We start from the raw sequence: 18697 nt of genomic DNA on the forward strand, positions 1-18697 counted from the left end.
ACTGATTTGTTAATTTTGTTTTCGTCATCGATTGATAATTTTTCCAAAACAAAACAGGTTCGCCATGAACGTCAAGCAGTTACGCGCCTTCGTCACCGTGGCCAAGTACCAGAGCTTCGCCCAGGCCGGCGAGCACCTGCATGTTTCCCAGCCGGCGCTGAGCCTGACCATCAAGGCGCTGGAGGACAACCTCGGCGGCGCCCTGCTCACCCGCACCACCCGCAGCGTCAGCCTGACGGCCGAGGGCGAAGTGCTGCTGCCCCTGGCCCGACGCCTGCTGGCCGATTGGGACGACACCGAGGAAATGCTGCGCCAGCGCTTCACCCTGCAACTGGGGCGGGTTTCGGTGGCGGCCATGCCGGCGTTTGCCGGCAACCTGCTGCCGCGGTCGTTGAAGGTGTTCCGCCAGCGCTACCCGCGGGTCAATGTCACGGTGCACGATGTGATCAACGAACAAGTGCTGGAACTGGTGCGCCATCGCCGCGTCGAACTGGGCATCGGCTTCGAGCCGGAGAACCTCGACGGCCTGCGCTTCCATCCGCTCTACCTCGATCGCTTCGTGGCCGTGGTGCCTGCCGACTCGCCCCTGGCCGAGCAACCCCAGGTAAGCTGGCGGCAATTGCTCGCCGAAGATTTCATCGCCCTGCAACGGCCCTCGGCCGTTCGCCTTTTGCTCGAGCAGAACGTGGCGGCCAGCCACGGCAAGCTGGCGGTGGCGTTCGAGAGCCACCAGCTCTCCACCATCGGCCGCATGGTCGCCAACGGCCTGGGCGTCAGCGCTGTGCCGGCGTTGTGCGTCAACCAGATGCAGGAGCTTGGCGCCCGCTGCGTACCCCTGGTCGAGCCCAGCGTGGAGCGGCGCATCGGCGTCATCGCCCTGGCCGACCACAAGCTTTCCACTGCAGCGCAGGCGCTGCTCGATGTCGTGCTTTCCCACACCGACCCACAGGAGGTGACATGCGTTTCGTGAATTTGGCAGGTTCGAAGGTGCCGGCCATCGGCCAGGGCACCTGGTACATGGGCGAGGACCCGCGCCGCAAGGCGGCTGAAGTGGCCGCGCTGCAACAGGGCATCGACCTGGGGCTGACCTTGGTCGACACCGCGGAAATGTATGCCGAGGGCGGGGCTGAAACGGTGGTCGGCCAGGCCATCGCCGGGCGCCGCGACCAGGTGTTCCTGGTCAGCAAGGTGTACCCGCACAACGCCAGCCGGCGTGGCGTACCGGCGGCCTGCGAACGCAGCCTCGCGCGCCTGGGTACCGACTGCATCGACCTGTACCTGCTGCACTGGCGTGGCCAGTACCCGCTGGAAGAGACGGTCGAAGCCTTCGAACGCCTGCGCGAGCAAGGCAAGATCCGCCGCTGGGGTGTCTCCAACTTCGACGTCGATGACCTGCTGGAGCTGGGCAACGACGACTGTGCCACCAACCAGGTGCTGTACAACCCGGCCCAGCGCGGCATCGAGTTCGACCTGCTGCCGTGGAGCCGCGAGCACCGTTTGCCGACCATGGCCTACTGCCCGCTGGCCCAGGCCGGGCGTTTGTTGCAGCACCCGGTGCTGGCCGAGATCGCCGAGCGCCATGGCGTCACCCCGGCCCAGGTGAGCCTGGCCTGGGTGACGCGCAATGACGGGGTGATCGCTATTCCTAAAGCCGTGGACCCGCTGCATGTACAGCTCAATGCCGCGGCGGGTGAACTGGTGTTGCTGCCTGAGGACCTGCAGGCGATCGACAAGGCGTTTCCGGCACCGACGCGCAAGCAGCACCTGGCGATGGTGTGACCTCATCGCCGGCAAGCCGGCTCCCACAGGGTTGGCGTTTCGTACACAAGGCCAGTGGGAGCCGGCTTGCCGGCGATTGGGCTTTAGGGGCTAGTGAAAATCTCGGCTACGCACATCCAACCCCTGCAGCAAGGGGCTGATGTCTTCCAACCGCCGGGCAATCAAATGGCGCACGCCCTTCTCCTGCTCCAGCCGCCCGTTCACCTTGAGCAGCTGCGAACCCACCAAGGCCCTGCGCTGGCGCTCGGCCAGGTCGCGCCAGACCACCACATTGACCATGCCATGTTCATCTTCGAGGGTGACGAAGGTCACCCCGCTGGCGGTCTGCGGCCGTTGCCGCCCCACCACCAACCCGGCCACCGCCACGCTGTCTCCGTGCGCGACCCCGTCCAGCTCCACAGAGCTGCGACAGCCCAGCGCTCGCAAGCGCCGACGTAACAGGGCCAGGGGGTGCGGCCCGAGCGTGGTACCCAGGGTGGCGTAGTCAGCGAACAGGTCCTCGCCCACCGTCGGCATCGGCAAGGCCACGGGTAGCTCGGGCGCGCCCTGCACCTGGGCGAACAAGGGCAATTGCGCCTGCACTGCCGCAACCTGCCAGCGCGCCTGGTGACGGTCGCGGGCCAGGGCTCGCAAGGCGCCAGCATCAGCCAAACGGGCCCTGGCGCGGCTGTCGAGCTCGGCGCGCAGGCACAGGTCTTCGACATCCCGCCAGGGCCGGTGCGCCCTCGCCTGCTCCAAGCGCCGGGCATCGGCCTCGCTGAAGCCGCGGATCTGCCGCAACCCCAGGCGGATCGCCAGCGCGCCTTGTCCGACAGGCTCCAGGGTGCAATCCCACTCGCTGTGGCACACATCCACCGGTCGCACCTCGATGCCCTGGCGGCGTGCCTCCTGCAACAGCTGGTCAGGGCTGTAGAAGCCCATGGGCCAGCTGTTGACCAGAGCACAGGTGAAGATCGCCGGCTCATGGCATTTGAGCCAGCTGCTGGCGTAGCAGAGCAAGGCGAAGCTGGCGGCGTGGGACTCGGGGAAGCCATAGCTGCCAAACCCCTTGATCTGCTCGAAGATGCGCTCGGCAAAGGCCTGTTCGTAGCCATTGCGCTTCATGCCTTCGAGCAGCCGTTCGCGGTGCGGCTCCAGGCCTCCATGGCGCTTCCAGGCCGCCATGCTGCGGCGCAACTGGTCCGCCTCGCCTGGGGTGTAGTCGGCAGCGACCATGGCCAGCTCCATCACCTGCTCCTGGAACAGCGGCACGCCCAAGGTGCGCCCGAACACCTCCTTGAGCTTGGGCGATGGGTAGGTCACCGGCTCCTGCTTCAGGCGCCTGCGCAGGTAGGGGTGGACCATGTCGCCCTGGATCGGCCCAGGCCGGACGATCGCCACTTCGATCACCAGGTCGTAGAACGTCTGCGGCTTGAGCCTGGGTAGCATGGCCATCTGCGCCCGCGATTCGATCTGGAACACGCCCATGGTCTCGGCGCGGCTGATCATGGCGTAGGTGGCCTTGTCCTCCTTGGGGATGGTCGCCAAGGTCAGGTGCCGGCCACGGTGACGGGCCAGCAGGTCGAAGCAACGCCGCAGGGCGCTGAGCATGCCCAGGGCCAGCACATCGACCTTGAGCAGGCCGACCAGGTCGAGGTCGTCCTTGTCCCACTGGATCACCGTGCGCTCGGCCATGGCGGCGTTTTCCACCGGCACCAGGTGGTCCAGCGGCTGTTCGGAGATGACGAAGCCGCCAGGGTGCTGGGACAGATGCCGAGGGAAGCCGATCAGCTCGCCGGCCAGCACCAGGATGCGCCGCAGCGACGGGCTCTGCGCCTCGAAACCGGCCTCGGCCAGACGCTGGGCATCGGGAATGCGGTCGCTCCAGCGCCCGCAGCACTTGGCCAGGGCATCCACCTGGTCAGCCGGCAGCCCCAGGGCACGGGCCACGTCACGCACGGCACCGGCGGCATGGTAGGTATTGACCACCGCAGTGAGTGCCGCGCGGTGCCGGCCATAACGGCGGAACACATACTGGATCACTTCCTCGCGGCGCTCATGCTCGAAGTCCACGTCGATGTCCGGTGGCTCGTTGCGCTCGCGGGACAAAAAGCGTTCGAACAACAAGCGGTGCTCCATCGGGTCCAGCTCGGTGATGCCCAGCACGAAGCACACCACCGAGTTGGCGGCCGAGCCACGGCCTTGGCAGAGAATGCCCTGCTTGCGAGCGAAGTCGACGATGTCATGGACGGTGAGAAAGTAGCTTTCGTAACCCAGATCCTCGATCAGGCACAGCTCCCTCTCCAAGGTCGCCAGCGCCTCGGCGCTCGGCCCCTGGGGCCAGCGCTCGGGCAGGCGCAGCTGGCACAGGTGACGCAACCAGCTGCCAGGCGTATGGCCCTGGGGCACCAGTTCGCGGGGGTACTGGTACTTCAGTTCGCCCAGGTCGAAGTGGCAGCGACCGGCGATGGCCTGGGTCTCGGCCAGCAGGTCGGCCGGGTACAGCTCGGTGAGTTCGGCCAACGTGCGCAAGTGGCGCTCGCCATTGGCGAACAGGTAGCGCCCGGCCTGGGCCACCGTGCAGTGCTGACGGATCGCCGTCATGCAGTCCTGCAGGGCGCGGCGCCCCCGAACATGCATATGCACGTCACCACAGGCCACCGCGCGGATCCCCAAGCGGCCTGCCAGGCTGCGCAAGCGCTGCAGGCGGCGGGCATCATCGCAACCGCGGTGCAGGTGCACCGCCAGCCACAGGCGCTGACCGAACAGCGACTGCAACCATTGGCCGGTGGCAGGGTCGTCGTCGGCATCGGCGACCCACAGTGCCAACAAGCCCTGGCAGCGCTCCTGCAGGTCTTCGGCCAGTACCTGGTATTCGCCCTTCTGCGCCCGCCGCCGCGCTTGAGTGATCAGGCCGCAGAGGTTCTGGTAACCCGTCAAGTCCTCGACCAGCAGCACCAGCTTGGGCCCTTGTTGCAGTTGGACTTCACTGCCGATGATCAGCCGGAGCTCATGTTGCCGGGCGGCCTGCCAGGCCCGGACGATACCGGCCAAGGTGCACTCGTCGGTAATGGCCAGGGCCTCGTAGCCCAGGGCCTTGGCCCGCTTGAACAGTTCGTCGGCGCTGGAAGCGCCGCGCTGGAAGCTGAAGTTCGACAGGCAGTGCAGCTCGGTATAGGCCGGCGCGCTCATGCGAACCAGCCCTGCAACCACAACGGCCCTGGCTGGGCCAGGTCGCGATAGGCCCAGCCGCGCAGGCCATCGCGGGTCTCGATGCGGTAGTAATCCCGGCGGACATCGCCACCATCCCACCAGCCCGACTCGATGCGCTCGGGCCTTGCCAGCAACTGCACGCCCGCCTCGGGCAGGGCCTGGGGTTGAGGCAGCAGCCAGCCGGGGCGGCTGCCCGGCGCGACCGGCAGCACACCCGGTGTGCCCTGCTCGGCCGCCTGCCAGGCGCATTCGGGGCGAGGGTCGGCTTCAGCGCACAGTCCTGTGACCGCATCATCGCCCAGCCGTGCACGCAGGCGTTCACGCAGTTGCTCCCAAGGTTGGGCCTGCTGCGCCCGGGGGGCGAACAATGCCTGGTGCTGGGGAACGAAAGGCGGCAGGTCTTCGGCCAGCAGCCGCAGGTTGCGCACCGGTGCGGGGATACGCAGCAGCTCCAGGCGCCCCCGGGCCAGCTCGAACAGCATCGCCGCCTCGCGCTCGGCAGCCAGCAGGCCGACCTTGAGCTCGGTGTCCGGCCCTTCGGCGTGCTCCAGGTACAGGCTGAAACGCTGCACGCCGCAATCCCGGCCTGCAAGAAACGCCGCCAGGTCGTTGATCAACCGGCGCAAGGGAAACAGCAGCGCCTGGTGCGACTCGACATCGAAGTTCAGCTCCAGCCGTGCCTCGAACCGGTCCGGTGGCTGGTAGAACGCCAGCCCCAGGGTACGCAGGCCGAGCAGTTGGTCCAGGTGCAGTTGCACGTCGGCGGCGAAGCGCCGGGCCAAGGCATCGCGCGGCAGCGCCAGAACATCGCCGAGCCGGCGCAGGCCCATGCGGGCGAAGGCCTCCGCTGCCGTCGGAGGCAGCCCGACCTTGCCGACCGGCATGCTGGCCAGGGCCGCCCGGGCCTGCTCGGCCGTGGTCACGGCCAGGCCGTCATGGCCGTTGGCGAGCATGCGCGCGGCCACCGGGTTGGTCGCCAGGACAATGCGCTGGCGCAGCCCCAGCGCATCCAGCTCCTGGCGCAAGCGCGCCTCGAACATCGGCCAGGGCCCGAACAGTCCCAGGCTGGAGCCGACTTCCAGCAACAAGGCCCGCGGGTAGTGCCGGCTGACCTGGGCGCTGAAGCGGTAGGCCCAGGCGGCCAGCAACTGCTGGAGCTGCTCGATGCGCGCCGGGTCGGCTTCCACGCAGGTGAAGCCATCGGCCAGGGCACGGGCGGCGGTGAGGGTCTGCCCGGCACGCAGGCCGAGCGCGGCCGCAGCCGGGTTGACCGATTGCACGATACGCCGTTGTTGCGGCCCGCCGATCAGCACCAGGGGCGTGTCGGGGTCGTCACGCTCACGTAGGAGGCTGTCCAGTGCCAGCTGTGGAAAGACGATGCACGCCCAGAGCATGGATCATCAACCCCGCCCCGGGCAGGCGATGGGCGTGGCCGGTGGCAGGCCGCCACGGCACTTGAGGACCCGCCACTGGGCAGGGCGGGTATCGATGGCGATGCGCAAAGCCGCAGGCGACGGGTTGTGCGCGGCCTGCTGCGGCCGGCAGGCGAAGGCCAGAGCGTGGCCGGTCTCGGCAGCCACCTGCAGGCGCCGCAGGGCGCGGTCATCGGCGCGCTCGGGCCAGCACAGCACTGCTGCGCAACTGCCGGAGCGCAGGCACTGCTCGGCTGCCCACAAGGCATCGACAGGCCTTGCCTGGACCTGGACCAGCAAGCGCAGGTCGACCCCGGCCGCCTGCCAGGCCGGTGCATAGGGAATGAACGGCGGCGCCACCAGCACCACCCGCCCCCCTTCGCCGGTAAGGCGTGCCAGGCTCGGCCAGAGCAGCTGCAGCTCGCCACAGCCCGGGCTGGCCAGCAACAACTCGCTGAGCGCAGCCGCCGGCCAGCCTCCGTCGGGCAGCCGCTCGTCAAGGGAGGCATGGCCGGTGGGCTGCAGGCCCTGCGGCCGCACCTGGGCCTGGCGCCCACGCCATACCCGGCGCTGGTCGAGCAGGCCGTCGAGGTCGACTACCGCGCCCATCAGTCGCGCCTCAACAGGCCACAGAACACGCCTTCGATGACGAAATCCCGGTCCGGCGCCACGTCGATCGGTGCATAGGCGGGGTTGCGCGGCAGCAGGCGGTAGCCACCCGGTATCCGTTGCAGACGCTTGATGGTCACCTCGCCATCCAGCCGGGCGACCACGATCTGCCCGTCGCGGGCCTCACCCTGCTGACGGATGCCAACCAGGTCGCCATCGAAGATGCCGTCGTCGATCATCGAGTCGCCGCGCACCTTGAGCAGGTAGTCAGGGGTTCGGCGGAACAGGCTGGGGTCGAGCAGCAGTTGCTCGTGGATACCCAGGTCGGGGCCGATCGGCGCACCGGCCGCCACCTGCCCCAGCACCGGGATCTCGAGGATCTCGGGGCGGCGCAGCGGTTCGGCCAGGCGGATGCCACGGGCCTGGTTGGGGATCACGTCGATATGGCCGGCCTGGCTCAGGGCGACGATGTGCTTGCGTGCCACGCTACGCGAGGCGAAGCCGAAGCGCTGGGCGATGTCGGCCAGGCTCGGGGGCTGGCCGTGATCGGCGATGCGCTCGCGGATGAACGCGAGGATGGCGCGGCGTTTGGGGGTCATGTTGTCCATGGAGTACATTTGTACTCTTTTCACGGAATGCTGAACAGTCCCCTTCGTCGCTAGGTGGCGACTCAAATATGCAAACTACGCACCGTCTGTGCGATCACAAGATCCAGATGCGCACCACCGGCGTTCTTGTAGACAGTGATGTCCTCTGCCGCTCGGAAAAAGGGTTCAGGGCGGCAAAGATCGTACAGATCACCTTCTATTCTTCTCAACGCGCCCGTTTTCTTCGACCCGCAAATATCGCCGCTCACCTGCGCAGTCGAGAAATCATCGACGTACACCCGGGCGTTGATGAACAGGTCATCATCGGCTTCTCTCATATCCTCACGAAAGCCACCGACCAGGTCCACATGCGTGCCGGGACGGACCAAGGCGCCGGAGATCACCGGCTCCGTGGCGCTTGTAGCACAGGTAATGATGTCGGCCTTTGCGATCGCTGCCGGCAGGTCAGTCACTACCTCCACCAACACGTCATCGCCGAATGTGGGCACTGCCGCCCGCCACTTTTCGGGGGATCGATTCCAAAGCAGAACATGTGTGATCGAGGGCCGCACATGCATGTAGGCCTCGCACAGCGCCTGAGCGATGGGGCCAGCCCCGACCACAAGCAGCGTGCGGCTATCCGCTCTGCTCAGGAAAGAAGCCGCCAGCGCGGAATCGCCGGCAGTTTTCCACCGGGTGATTTCAGGGCCATCCATTAACGCAACGATCGCTTTACTCTGCTCATCTATGACCAGAAAACGGGCTTGTTCTACCGGCAATGGCGGCTGCAACTGGCTATTGGAAGGGTTGATGGAACACACCTTCAACCCTGCACCGTAACCGGGAAGCACCACACCTCGACTCAACAGTCCGTAGCAGCTATCACCGATAAAGAAACTTTCTCCTTCTGGGCGCTGGCCCTGATGTGCATCGTGAAGTGCTTGAATTACCCTCCCCCAGTCCAGAAAGGAGGCGATGGTTTCAGCATCATAAATTCGCATCGTTCAAATCTCATGGTAGGTACTAAACGGCTGCACAAATGAAAACGCCGTGGCCCAGTGGCCACGGCGCTCATTTGCTGCAATGCGCCAAGCTGTGAAAAGGAGGCTGCGGCCATGCTCTGCCACAGCGCTTCCACGCCGCGGTTAGCTAGCCTGCCTGATCAAGCCGCGCTGAACATCTTGTGGGGATCGATAACAAATTTCTTGGGTACACCAGCATCGAACTCACCGTAGCCTTCAGGTGCTTGATCCAGGCTGATCACCTGCACACCGACTACCTCGGCAATGTTGATTCGGTCCCACATGATCGCCTGCATCAACTGACGGTTGTACTTCATGGTGGGCGTCTGGCCGGTGTGGAAGCTGTGCGATTTTGCCCAGCCCAGGCCGAAGCGGATGCTCAAGGCACCCAACTTTGCAGCCGCATCGTGCGCGCCCGGGTCCTCTGTCACATAGAGGCCGGGAATACCAATCTTGCCGGCCACACGAGTGACCTGCATGAGCGAGTTGAGCACGGTAGCTGGCGCTTCCTGTTTAGCGCCTTCGTGACCGTGGCCGCGCGCTTCGAAACCTACCGCATCGATCGCGCAGTCTACTTCTGGTTCGCCCAGAATATCGGCGATCTGTTCGTGAAGCGGGGTGTCCTTGGTCAGATCGATCACTTCGAATCCTTGCGACTTGGCATGCGCCAAACGCAGCGGGTTCAGGTCGCCAACGATCACACAAGCAGCCCCCAGCAGACGAGCCGACGCGGCAGCCGCCAGACCGACCGGCCCGGCACCTGCGACATAAACGGTGCTCCCTGGGCCGACGCCTGCGGTTACAGCGCCGTGGTATCCGGTCGGCAGAATGTCGGACAGGCAAGTCAAGTCACGGATTTTCTCCATGGCCTTGTCGCGATCAGGCAGTTTCAGCAGGTTGAAGTCGGCGTACGGCACCAGCACATACTCAGCCTGGCCACCGGTCCAGTCGCCCATGTCGACGTAGCCATAAGCACCACCCGGGCGATCCGGATTGACGGTAAGGCAGACACCTGTATGCATTTCTTTGCAGGAGCGGCAACGGCCGCAGGCTACGTTGAACGGCACCGACACCAGGTCGCCGATCTGCATGCGCTCGACATCGCTGCCCTTCTCTACGATTTCACCGGTGATTTCGTGGCCCAGCACCAGGCCGACCTGGGCAGTGGTGCGGCCGCGAACCATGTGCTGGTCGGAGCCGCAAATGTTGGTCGACACCACTTTCAGAATGACGCCGTGCTCGATCTTCTTGCCGCGCGGGTCCTGCATTTTCGGGTAGTCAATGTGCTGCACCTCGACCTTCCCTGCGCCCAGGTACACCACACCTCTGTTATTTGCACTCATCTACTACCTCTTTTTTGGGTATAACTCGTTCACTTCAAAAATCGATCTTCGAATGGATACCGCGTGAGTACCTCACAGCCGTCATCCGTGACCAACAACTGGTTTTCAAGCTTGATGCCGTCCCGCCCCCCCACTTCACCGATGTAAGCCTCCACGCAGAGCGCCATGCCCGGTTCAAGTACGCCTTCATAACCGTACGACTCGACGTCCTCGGGATAACGGATGCATGGGTACTCATCGCACAAGCCGACCCCGTGGAACATCACGCCATAACGTTGGGCGCGGCATGATTCGGGCAGACGATGCCCGAGCTTGGTCAGTTCAGTGAATCCAACACCTGGACGAACCAGCTCGGTGTTGTGATGAATGTGCTCGAAGGCAATCTGATAGAGCCGCTTCTGTTCTGCAGTAGGCTGCAAATCCCCGCAGATCCAGCTACGCGACATATCTACACACATGCCATAGACGCCGATCAGATCGGTATCGAAGGACACCAGGTCTCCGTCACTCAAGACCCTCGGCCCCGACTCTTGGTACCAAGGGTTGGTGCGTGGCCCAGAACTCAAGATGCGCGTTTCGATCCACTCGCCGCCACGACGGATATTGCCTGCGTGAAGTGCCGCCCAGACGTCGTTCTCCGTCGCCCCCGCATGCATCGCTTCGCGCATCTCGCGAATGGATGCTTCGCAGGAAGCCACAGCACATCGCATGGCCTTGATCTCATCGGGCCCTTTGATGACCCGCGCGTACTCGGTTACCTCTTGGCCGCTGCAAACCTCCACGCCGAGAGCATCAAGTGCCCGAAGGCCGGCAACCTCGATGCGATCAACAGCCAGCCTACGATTGGCGCCCCCGTGCGTGCGTAGGAGTTCGTCCACTTGCCCAGCAAAACGCTTGGCATGCTGATCGGTGCGATCGCCCGTTTCGAAGAAGAAAAACGAGGCTCCGCTACGCAGCTCGCTGACCAGTGGTAAATGGGCTGAGAGGTGATCACAACCATGGAAATCCCACAGCACCACATGCCCACCGGCAGAAACAAAGCAGGCCCTGGCCGGGTTGTGAGTGGTCCACAACTGCATGTTCGTCGTATCAGTGGCGTAGCGAATGTTAAGCGGATCGAACAACAGAATGCCGGCAAGGTCACGGGCCTGGAGCTGCTGGACCAGACGTCCCAGACGATACTCGCGCATCGTAGGGAGATGCGGCACCTCCAGCGATGACTCTGCCCATTCAGCGAAAGCCAATGGCGTCGGGCCGATTTCAGTACGGTCGTTGTTTGCTGAAGAGCCGTCCGGACGATGTCGGGTAGGATCGATACGTCGGCTATTGGCAGAAATGGAAAATGGTGTACTTCCCATAGCTCACGGTTGTCCTGATGTTCTTGTCATTTCACCTAGGCACCCGTAGCGCAACCGCCTGGATTCGTTGGCCCCAGGCGACGCGGTTGGTGCCGTTCGGTGTGGGCAGGGTTCGGTCAGTTGCTTGCCTGGGCAGCAGCGGCGCGGGCCGCCTGCAACCAGCCATCAAATTCTTGTTGATGGGCGGCAATCCATTCTTTGGTGTGACGCTGAATATCCGCCATGGATTTCTCCCCCTGCTGCATTTTCAGGTTCTGCGCGCTTTCGTCAGCAGCCGGAATCTGCATCACGGAAAGGAACTTGACTGCTGCAGGGTTTTTCTCGGCGAAATCGCGATTGACCAACGCCTGCACCTTGTCCAGCGCAAAGCCGAGGTTCTTACCCTCGTAAACCGTGTTGACAGTGTTATCGCCGCCCGGCAGGTCAGTTTTGGGTACCTGCAGCCAGACGACATCCCGCCCTTCCACCAGCACACCCGCTACCCATTGCGGAACCCAGGTGTAGTAGAGCACCGGCTTACCTTCCTTGAAGCGAGAGATCGTGTCCGCCATCAGCGCGAAGTATGACCCCTGATTGACATGAACCGTTTTCTCCAGATCATATGCCTTCATCTGATGGGCGATGACAAGCTCGCAACCCCAACCGGGATTGCAGCCGGTCATATCCGCTTTACCGTCGCCATCCGCATCGAAGAGCTTCGCGATTTCTGGTTTTTTTAGGTCGGTGATGTACTTGATGTTGTATTGATCGGCTGTTTTTTTGTCGATCAGGTAACCCTGCAAAATTCCAGGCAGGATGTTGCCAACCTTGATCATATTGGCGTCGCCACCGGCTTTCTCGTAGAACGCAGCGTGCAATTTATCCCAGGCATTCACGGTAAAGTCGGCATCACCATAACCGACCGCCAGCACCATGGTGGCGTACTCAGTCTCCTTGGGCTGTTGAACTTTGTAGCCAAGCTCGCGCAAACCCGCCAGGGCAACTTCTCCGCGGAAACGTTCTTCATCGACGGTAGGAAACGCTGGGGTGATTTTTACGCCCTCCCCTGGCTTATCCGCTGAAGCGTTGGCCCCCAGGCAGAACAAGCTCAATGCCACGGCGCAGGTGCCGTGAAAGAACTGACGGGCAAATTTGGACTCGAACATCTTCGCGTACCTTTTTAGGATTATTGGATGGACTGCGGCAGATAGAACAGAGCAGCTCAGGCGGTCTCACGCCGAACGCGTAGCGGGTTTTTGTTGAACAAGCGAAGGACAAGGCCAGTAGGGCCGGTGTGGTACCAACGCCGGCTCGGGTCAGCACTTGTGCGGGCGCCCATGGCCTGAGTCAGGCGGTCGAGGAAAATCGCCAGCAGAACCAGCCCGACCCCACCAACCGTGGCCAGGCCCATGTCCAGGCGACCGATGCCGCGCAACACCATCTGGCCCAGGCCGCCGACCGAGATCATCGAGGCGATCACCACCATCGACAACGACAGCATCAGGGTCTGGTTGAGGCCGGCCATGATGGTCGAGGTGGCCAGCGGCAGTTGCACGCGGGTCAGCATTTGCCGTGGCGTGCAGCCAAAGGCGCGGGCAGCCTCGATCTTGTCTTCCGGCACCTGGCGGATCCCCAGGTTGGTCAGGCGCACCAGCGGCGGCAGGGCGAAGACGATGGTCACCAATACCCCCGGCACGTTGCCAATACCGAACAGCATCACCACCGGTACCAGGTAAACGAACGCCGGCAAGGTCTGCATGGCGTCGAGCAGTGGTCGGATGATGCTTTCCAGGCGGTTGCTGCGGGCGCAGACGATGCCCAGCGGAATACCGATCACCGCGCAGAAGAACACCGCGGTCAGCACCAGCGCCAGGGTGGTCATCGACTCGGACCACACGCCGATCAGGCCGAGCAAGGTCAGGGTGATGAAGCACAGCAGCGCCATGCGCTTGCCAGCCAGCTGCCAACCCAGCAACGACGACAGGATGATCCCGATGGTGGGTGGAATGCTCTGCAGGGTGAACTCGATGCCATTGAGCACCTGGTCGATTGGCCAGCGGATAGCGCGGAACACCTCGCGAAAGTTGTGCACCAGGAAGTTGAGCGTCGCAGTGACCCAGTCGCCCAGTGGGATCGTGGCCGCCTGGAACGGGTCGAGAAGGCTGAATTCGGACATGAGGGCTTACCTCTTTGTTGTTTTAATTGCGGCTCAGGGTCTGCAGCAGCTCGTTCTTCGACAGCGTGCCCTTGAAGGCACCCTGGCGGTCGAGTACTGGCACCGGGTACGGCAGGTCGGCCGCAATACCCAGCACTTCGTGCAACGGCGTGTCGATGTACACCGGGCGCTGCTCGTGCAGGCTATAGCGATCACTGGTGGTGGCGCCGTTGCCATCGGTGTCGACCACGCCCAGCAATTGCCCGCGGTCGTCCACCAGATAGCCGAATGGCACACCGGCCTGGAAGCTCGGTGCTTTCCCGTTGACCTTGCACACCACGGCTGGGTCGAACTTGGCCACATCGCCGGCCTTGAGCACCCGCGAGCTGTCGAAGCTCTTGAAGAAAGTGCGCACGTAGTCGTTGGCCGGCTGGTTGATCAGCTCTTGCGGGGTGCCGATCTGCACCACGCGGCCGCCTTCCATGATGGCGATGCGATGACCGATGCGGATGGCTTCTTCGATATCGTGGGAAATGAAGATAATGGTGCGCTGCTGCTCGGCTTGCAGGCGAATCAGTTCGCCCTGCATCTCGCTGCGAATCAGCGGGTCGAGCGCGGAGAAGGCCTCGTCCATGAGCAGGATGGCGGGGTCGTTGGCCAGCGCCCGGGCCAGGCCTACGCGCTGCTGCATGCCGCCAGACAACTGATGCGGGTAGCTATGCTCATGACCGGCCAGGCCGACCTGGCTAAGCGCTTCACGTGCACGGTTGTGACGCTCGGCTTCGGACACACCGGCGATTTCCAGGCCGAAGGCGGTGTTTTCCAGCACACTCATGTGCGGCATCAAGGCAAATGACTGGAACACCATGCCCATTTCCTTCCGCCGAACATCGAGTAGCGCTTTATCAGAGAGTCCGGTGATTTCTTTGCCGTTGAGATGGATACTGCCGGAAGTGGGCTCGATCAGTCGGTTGAACAGCCGCACCATGGTGGACTTGCCTGATCCGGACAACCCCATGATGACGAAGATCTCACCGCGTTTGACGGAAAAACTGGCGTCGAATACACCAACCACATGCCCTGTGCTTTTGAAAATCTCATCTTTGTGCGCGCCCTTTCTCAGCATATCCATGGCCGATTCAGGACGCGGCCCGAATACCTTGAAGATATTCTTTACCGAAAGGATTTCGTTGCCTTCACTCATACGACCCTCTTTATTATATTTGTGACCAATTTGCCGACTCGTTACACGAGTCGCCACATAACTGGCAGGTCGCTCTGCAGGTGCGAGCGATAAATTAGACGAGGTGACCTGCTCGGTGAGCACGGGCACTGATGCGCAGGACTTCCGTGAGTCAATTACTTAGCTTGCAATCCATTTTCATCTCGACTTAAACACACTTTAGGCCAGACTGCGCGGGCCTCATTGTATGCCTCAGTCAAAAAATGTAATGTCCAGGCAGATGCGATAGAACATACAAGCAAAGCGGCTTGCATAACTACAACTCACCCAGGCATAACTTGGAACCCCAGTGATTTTTTTGTAGCGACGCGCGGAATGGCGTCTTAATCTGTTCCGCGCACATGACTGAGCCTAGACGTATTCGGACGTGCTGTACCGCTAGGCTATGCCCTGCTTAGCTTTACTTCTCGACGAAGCTCCTCTTCAGCACCTCGCTCGGAACCCGTATGAAAAACCACGAAACGAATAACAATCATAAAGGCTACCGACGCATCATCCCATCCATGACCGCCCTGCTACAGTTCGAGGCCGTCGCGCGTCACAACAGCTTCACGCTCGCCGCGGCAGAGCTGGGGGTTTCCCAAGCCGCTGTCAGTAAGCAAATCAAGCTTCTGGAAGAAAATGTCGGTACTCAGTTATTTCAACGCATGCATCGCAACATCTACCTGACCGAAGCAGGACAGACCCTGTTTGCCATTATTTCGGAGGCGTTGCAGAAAATTGCCAGCGGGTTCGACCAGATTCTGGAAGGGAATGAAAAAGAGGAGATCGTCCTGTCTTCCACCGCTCCCGTGTCCCAGTTCCGGATAATGCCGCGCTTGAATACGCTGGTAGACGCCCTGCCCCACGTCAGGCTCAGGCTGTCGACCCAGATGTTTCTGGGGGACCTCAAGGCGCCGGATTTCGACATGGACATCCGTTTCGGCAACGGTCATTGGGATGACGGTGAAGCCATCCTTTTGTTCGAAGAAGAAGTTTTTCCGGTGTGCTCTCCGGCCTGGCTGGCTCGCAACCCTATGCCGTCAACCCTTGAAGATCTGACCACCGCTGGGCTGTTGGACGCCGAAGCCACATCGGAAGGCTGGATCACTTGGCCGGCTTGGTTCAAAGAGCTGGGCGCCAGCTACTCGAAGCTGACCATTAACCTGCGTTGCAGCCTTTACACCGATGCCATTCAAGCTGCAGTCAACGGTTACGGCATCGCACTGGGGTGGGGAAGGATGGTCGATCACCTGATTGACAGCGGTGAACTGGTCAAACTTGAACCTTTCGTCGTCAGGCCCAAGAAGTCGTACTACCTCATCGTTCCAAAAGGTCGTCCCGTAACAGCGAACGTGACCGCCGTGGTGCAGTGGCTGCAGAGTAAAGCGGTGCCACCTACCAAGAAAATCGTCACTGAATAACTTAGGGTTATGCAAGCGTAAGAATTGGTGCGTTGACGAGATATGGGAGTGCTCAAATAATTCACTGGCGTTCATGGCGAACTAAAAATAAGAGCCCGTGAGGATTACAATGAGCACTTCCCCTATCAAAACGCATCGTGAGTTGTTGGACTCGCGCAAGCCTGGTTTCGGTATGCCTGGCGAACTCTACAGTCGCCAGGACGTATTTGAAAACGATCTTGAAGTCTTCTTCCATAAGCACTGGATTCTGGTTGCCGTTACCGCTGACGTCGCTGAGCCTGGCGATGTTTACACGGTTGATATCGGCAAAGCGTCGATCCTTGTCGTGCGTGATGATGACGAGCAGGTCCGTGCATTCCGCAACGTTTGCCGCCACCGCGGTGCACGTCTGAAAGAGGCCGGCAAATCCACAGTCGGCATGCTGGTCTGCCCTTACCACCAGTGGACCTATGACCTGGACGGCAGCCTCAAGCACGCCAAGCACATGGGCACCGATTTCGATCCTTCATGCCGAAGCCTGATTCCCGTCAACTGCGAAGTGATTGGCACCCACGTGTTCGTTTGCCTGAGCGATACACCGCCAGAGGACATCAAGGTCCTGGCGGACACCATGCGCCCACGCTTCGAACCCTTTGACCTGACCAATACCAAGATTGCCTATGAACTCGACTATGTCGAGAACGGGAACTGGAAACTGGTCATGGAGAACAACCGGGAATGCTATCACTGTGAAGGGACTCACCCTGAATTGATCGTTTCCTACCAGTCGGAAGACCTGGGTGTAAGCCTGGAGGAAATGACCGAAGAGCAGCGGGCTTCCTACGATGCCTATCAGATTCGTAAAGCAGGTATCGAAGCCAACTGGGAAAGCGACGGCCTGCTCTATGCCACGGTAGAACACCTGGCAGACGATGCCCCTACCCAATTCCGCACTCAGCGCATGATCATCGCGGGTTCCGGCGAGTCGCAAACCCTCGACACCAAGGTGGCGTGCACCAAGCTGCTTGGCAACCTCACCCGCAAGGATCTGGGCGACACCCATATGTGGGGCAACAACGCCTGGACCCATGTGATGAGCGACCACGCCATGATCAGCTGGATCTTCCCACTGTCGCCGGACAAGACCCTGGTCCGCACCAAATGGCTGGTTCACAAGGATGCGGTCGAAGGCGTCGATTACGATCTCCAGCGCCTGACCGAAGTCTGGGTCGCTACGACCCAACAGGACGCAAGCCTCGTCGCGATCACGCACAGCGGCACTCAAGATCCGGCATTCGTACCTGGGCCCTACTCTCAATTCACCGAGCCGTATGTTGACCAGTTTGCACGCTGGTACTCCACTCGCCTCGCGGCTCACGGGATTTAACGGTGATGGGCATGATCGAGAATATTGCCAGCCTGCGAGCTGATCAGCGCTTTGCCGACACTGACCACTGGGCGACGTTTGGCGTCCAGTGGGCGAGCGGTGAAAGTAAACGGATCGAATGCTTGACCGTCGTGGACGAAACCCACGATGTCAAAACATTTGTCTTCCATTGCCCTGATTACCACGCGCTGGCATACGAACCAGGGCAGTTCCTCACGGTGTCACCTGTCGTGAACGGCGAAAGCATCTCCCGGTGCTATACCCTCTCGTCGACGCCGACGCGCCCATTCACCTTCAGCATCACAGTGAAGCGGGTGCCGGGTGGCATCGTCTCCAACTGGCTACATGACAACCTGCGTGCCGGTGATGCGCTCATGGCTTCCGGCCCGGCCGGCATCTTCACGCCCGTAGCCGCGCCTGCCAGAAAGTTGCTATACCTCTCGGCGGGCTCGGGCGTAACGCCGGTGATGGCCATGACCCGCGCCGCTGCGGATTTGCACGCCGACCTGGACATCGTGTTCGTGCACAGCGCCCGCACCCCGAAAGACATCATTTTCCGCGATGAGTTGTCGCGCCTCGAACGATCCATGCCACGTCTGAAGACTTTCTTCTTCTGCGAGAGCAATGGGGACGAACCTGACTGGCAGGGGCCAACGGGCCGGTTGTCGGTAGAGCAACTCCGACAGCTGGTCCCAGACTTCCTCGAGCGGGAAGTATTCACCTGCGGCCCGAAAGGCTACATGGACGCAGTGAAGGCTCTGCTGCAAACCGGCGGCTTCGACATGAGCCACTACCATCAGGAAAGCTTCGATATCAACGCCGAAGTCGTGGTGGGCGCTGAAACTACAGCGTCGGTCGAAGCTGCACCCGGGACGGACACCTTCACAGTGCGCCTCGCACGGTCAGGCAAGGAATTCACCATGACCGCCGACCAAACCGTACTCGCTGCTGCGAAAAAGGCGGGTGCAGTGGTGCCGTCGTCATGCAGTCAGGGCGTATGTGGCACCTGCAAGACCGCCGTTCTGGAAGGCACTGTGGAGATGCACCACAACGGTGGCATCCGTCAACGCGAAATTGATAAAGGCCTGCGCTTGCTTTGCTGCAGCCGACCGACATCCAACCTGGTTGTCGACCTCTGACACTGACCGGATGCCGTCCTGCCAAACAGCGGCGCCCCTTTCTGGAAACTCTGATCATCAACCTTCCAGGAGATCCTGGTTTTGGCTGGTGCGCGGCGAGCGCCGCGCAT

At 62.0% G+C, this 18697-nt stretch carries 15 protein-coding genes; 5 read left to right on the plus strand and 10 right to left on the minus strand.

All coding sequences use genetic code 11. The features are described 5' to 3' along the window. Positions 1-64 precede the first annotated feature (64 nt). Positions 65-970: a LysR family transcriptional regulator gene (locus ACNFCI_RS20800; protein ID WP_084857619.1), complete on the plus strand. Its 906-nt coding sequence runs from the start codon at positions 65-67 to the stop codon at positions 968-970. Continuing rightward, positions 958-1779 (plus strand): aldo/keto reductase, encoded by an 822-nt coding sequence (locus tag ACNFCI_RS20805; RefSeq protein ID WP_084857617.1) that lies wholly within the window; start codon positions 958-960, stop codon positions 1777-1779. The genes ACNFCI_RS20800 and ACNFCI_RS20805 overlap by 13 nt, the downstream gene beginning before the upstream one ends. A gap of 90 nt (positions 1780-1869) precedes the next feature. Here ACNFCI_RS20805 and ACNFCI_RS20810 read toward each other — a convergent pair whose 3' ends face one another. From ACNFCI_RS20810 to ACNFCI_RS20855, 10 genes are all read right to left on the minus strand, one after another. Beyond that, complete coding sequence (locus tag ACNFCI_RS20810; RefSeq protein ID WP_416768166.1) at positions 1870-4950, minus strand: error-prone DNA polymerase; 3081 nt, start codon at positions 4948-4950, stop codon at positions 1870-1872. Then, entirely contained in the window at positions 4947-6365 is a 1419-nt protein-coding gene (locus ACNFCI_RS20815; protein WP_416768167.1) for a Y-family DNA polymerase, read from the minus strand. Before ACNFCI_RS20815 ends, ACNFCI_RS20810 begins: the two co-directional genes overlap by 4 nt. Positions 6366-6371: 6 nt before the next feature. After that, the gene (imuA, locus tag ACNFCI_RS20820) at positions 6372-6992 is read right to left on the minus strand and encodes a translesion DNA synthesis-associated protein ImuA (protein WP_084857612.1); all 621 of its coding nucleotides are present in this window, start codon (positions 6990-6992) and stop codon (positions 6372-6374) included. Beyond that, positions 6992-7609, minus strand: coding sequence for a transcriptional repressor LexA (gene lexA / locus ACNFCI_RS20825; protein WP_324817564.1), 618 nt, complete (start codon positions 7607-7609; stop codon positions 6992-6994). Before lexA ends, imuA begins: the two co-directional genes overlap by 1 nt. A 53-nt stretch (positions 7610-7662) precedes the next feature. Next, positions 7663-8580: an ornithine cyclodeaminase family protein gene (locus ACNFCI_RS20830; RefSeq protein ID WP_368829432.1), complete on the minus strand. Its 918-nt coding sequence runs from the start codon at positions 8578-8580 to the stop codon at positions 7663-7665. Between the two features lie 161 nt (positions 8581-8741). Continuing rightward, the gene (gene fdhA, locus ACNFCI_RS20835; RefSeq protein WP_196155180.1) at positions 8742-9944 is read right to left on the minus strand and encodes a formaldehyde dehydrogenase, glutathione-independent; all 1203 of its coding nucleotides are present in this window, start codon (positions 9942-9944) and stop codon (positions 8742-8744) included. Between the two features lie 29 nt (positions 9945-9973). Continuing rightward, positions 9974-11302 (minus strand): dimethylsulfonioproprionate lyase DddP, encoded by a 1329-nt coding sequence (dddP, locus tag ACNFCI_RS20840; protein WP_196155179.1) that lies wholly within the window; start codon positions 11300-11302, stop codon positions 9974-9976. A gap of 116 nt (positions 11303-11418) precedes the next feature. Continuing rightward, the gene (gene proX / locus ACNFCI_RS20845) at positions 11419-12447 is read right to left on the minus strand and encodes a glycine betaine/L-proline ABC transporter substrate-binding protein ProX (protein ID WP_196155178.1); all 1029 of its coding nucleotides are present in this window, start codon (positions 12445-12447) and stop codon (positions 11419-11421) included. Between the two features lie 56 nt (positions 12448-12503). Then, the gene (gene proW / locus ACNFCI_RS20850; protein WP_196155177.1) at positions 12504-13457 is read right to left on the minus strand and encodes a glycine betaine/L-proline ABC transporter permease ProW; all 954 of its coding nucleotides are present in this window, start codon (positions 13455-13457) and stop codon (positions 12504-12506) included. 22 nt (positions 13458-13479) lie between these two features. Further along, positions 13480-14640 (minus strand): glycine betaine/L-proline ABC transporter ATP-binding protein, encoded by a 1161-nt coding sequence (locus ACNFCI_RS20855; protein ID WP_368829431.1) that lies wholly within the window; start codon positions 14638-14640, stop codon positions 13480-13482. Positions 14641-15125: 485 nt separating this feature from the next. Between ACNFCI_RS20855 and ACNFCI_RS20860 the strand changes: the two genes are divergently transcribed. The 3 genes from ACNFCI_RS20860 to ACNFCI_RS20870 all read left to right on the plus strand — a co-directional run bounded on the left by ACNFCI_RS20860 (position 15126) and on the right by ACNFCI_RS20870 (position 18587). Beyond that, on the plus strand, positions 15126-16082 hold the full coding sequence (locus ACNFCI_RS20860; RefSeq protein ID WP_196155175.1) for a LysR substrate-binding domain-containing protein: 957 nt from the start codon (positions 15126-15128) through the stop codon (positions 16080-16082). A 109-nt stretch (positions 16083-16191) separates the two neighbouring features. Next, on the plus strand, positions 16192-17448 hold the full coding sequence (locus ACNFCI_RS20865) for an aromatic ring-hydroxylating oxygenase subunit alpha (RefSeq protein WP_368829430.1): 1257 nt from the start codon (positions 16192-16194) through the stop codon (positions 17446-17448). Positions 17449-17453: 5 nt separating this feature from the next. Further along, a complete protein-coding gene (locus ACNFCI_RS20870) occupies positions 17454-18587 on the plus strand; it encodes a hybrid-cluster NAD(P)-dependent oxidoreductase (RefSeq protein WP_196155173.1) in 1134 nt (377 codons plus the stop codon). Positions 18588-18697 lie beyond the last annotated feature (110 nt).

This window comes from Pseudomonas sp. NY15356 (assembly GCF_048068175.1).
In the GTDB taxonomy this organism is placed as follows: domain Bacteria; phylum Pseudomonadota; class Gammaproteobacteria; order Pseudomonadales; family Pseudomonadaceae; genus Aquipseudomonas; species Aquipseudomonas putida_K.

Coding starts and splice junctions, on each gene's coding strand:
- ACNFCI_RS20810 (WP_416768166.1), bottom strand. CDS start 4,950: ATGAGCGCGCCGGCCTATACCGAGCTGCACTGCCTGTCGAACTTCAGC.
- ACNFCI_RS20800 (WP_084857619.1), top strand. CDS start 65: ATGAACGTCAAGCAGTTACGCGCCTTCGTCACCGTGGCCAAGTACCAG.
- ACNFCI_RS20805 (WP_084857617.1), top strand. CDS start 958: ATGCGTTTCGTGAATTTGGCAGGTTCGAAGGTGCCGGCCATCGGCCAG.
- fdhA (WP_196155180.1), bottom strand. CDS start 9,944: ATGAGTGCAAATAACAGAGGTGTGGTGTACCTGGGCGCAGGGAAGGTC.
- ACNFCI_RS20815 (WP_416768167.1), bottom strand. CDS start 6,365: ATGCTCTGGGCGTGCATCGTCTTTCCACAGCTGGCACTGGACAGCCTC.
- ACNFCI_RS20860 (WP_196155175.1), top strand. CDS start 15,126: ATGAAAAACCACGAAACGAATAACAATCATAAAGGCTACCGACGCATC.
- proW (WP_196155177.1), bottom strand. CDS start 13,457: ATGTCCGAATTCAGCCTTCTCGACCCGTTCCAGGCGGCCACGATCCCA.
- ACNFCI_RS20855 (WP_368829431.1), bottom strand. CDS start 14,640: ATGAGTGAAGGCAACGAAATCCTTTCGGTAAAGAATATCTTCAAGGTA.
- ACNFCI_RS20870 (WP_196155173.1), top strand. CDS start 17,454: ATGGGCATGATCGAGAATATTGCCAGCCTGCGAGCTGATCAGCGCTTT.
- imuA (WP_084857612.1), bottom strand. CDS start 6,992: ATGGGCGCGGTAGTCGACCTCGACGGCCTGCTCGACCAGCGCCGGGTA.
- lexA (WP_324817564.1), bottom strand. CDS start 7,609: ATGTACTCCATGGACAACATGACCCCCAAACGCCGCGCCATCCTCGCG.
- ACNFCI_RS20830 (WP_368829432.1), bottom strand. CDS start 8,580: ATGCGAATTTATGATGCTGAAACCATCGCCTCCTTTCTGGACTGGGGG.
- proX (WP_196155178.1), bottom strand. CDS start 12,447: ATGTTCGAGTCCAAATTTGCCCGTCAGTTCTTTCACGGCACCTGCGCC.
- dddP (WP_196155179.1), bottom strand. CDS start 11,302: ATGGGAAGTACACCATTTTCCATTTCTGCCAATAGCCGACGTATCGAT.
- ACNFCI_RS20865 (WP_368829430.1), top strand. CDS start 16,192: ATGAGCACTTCCCCTATCAAAACGCATCGTGAGTTGTTGGACTCGCGC.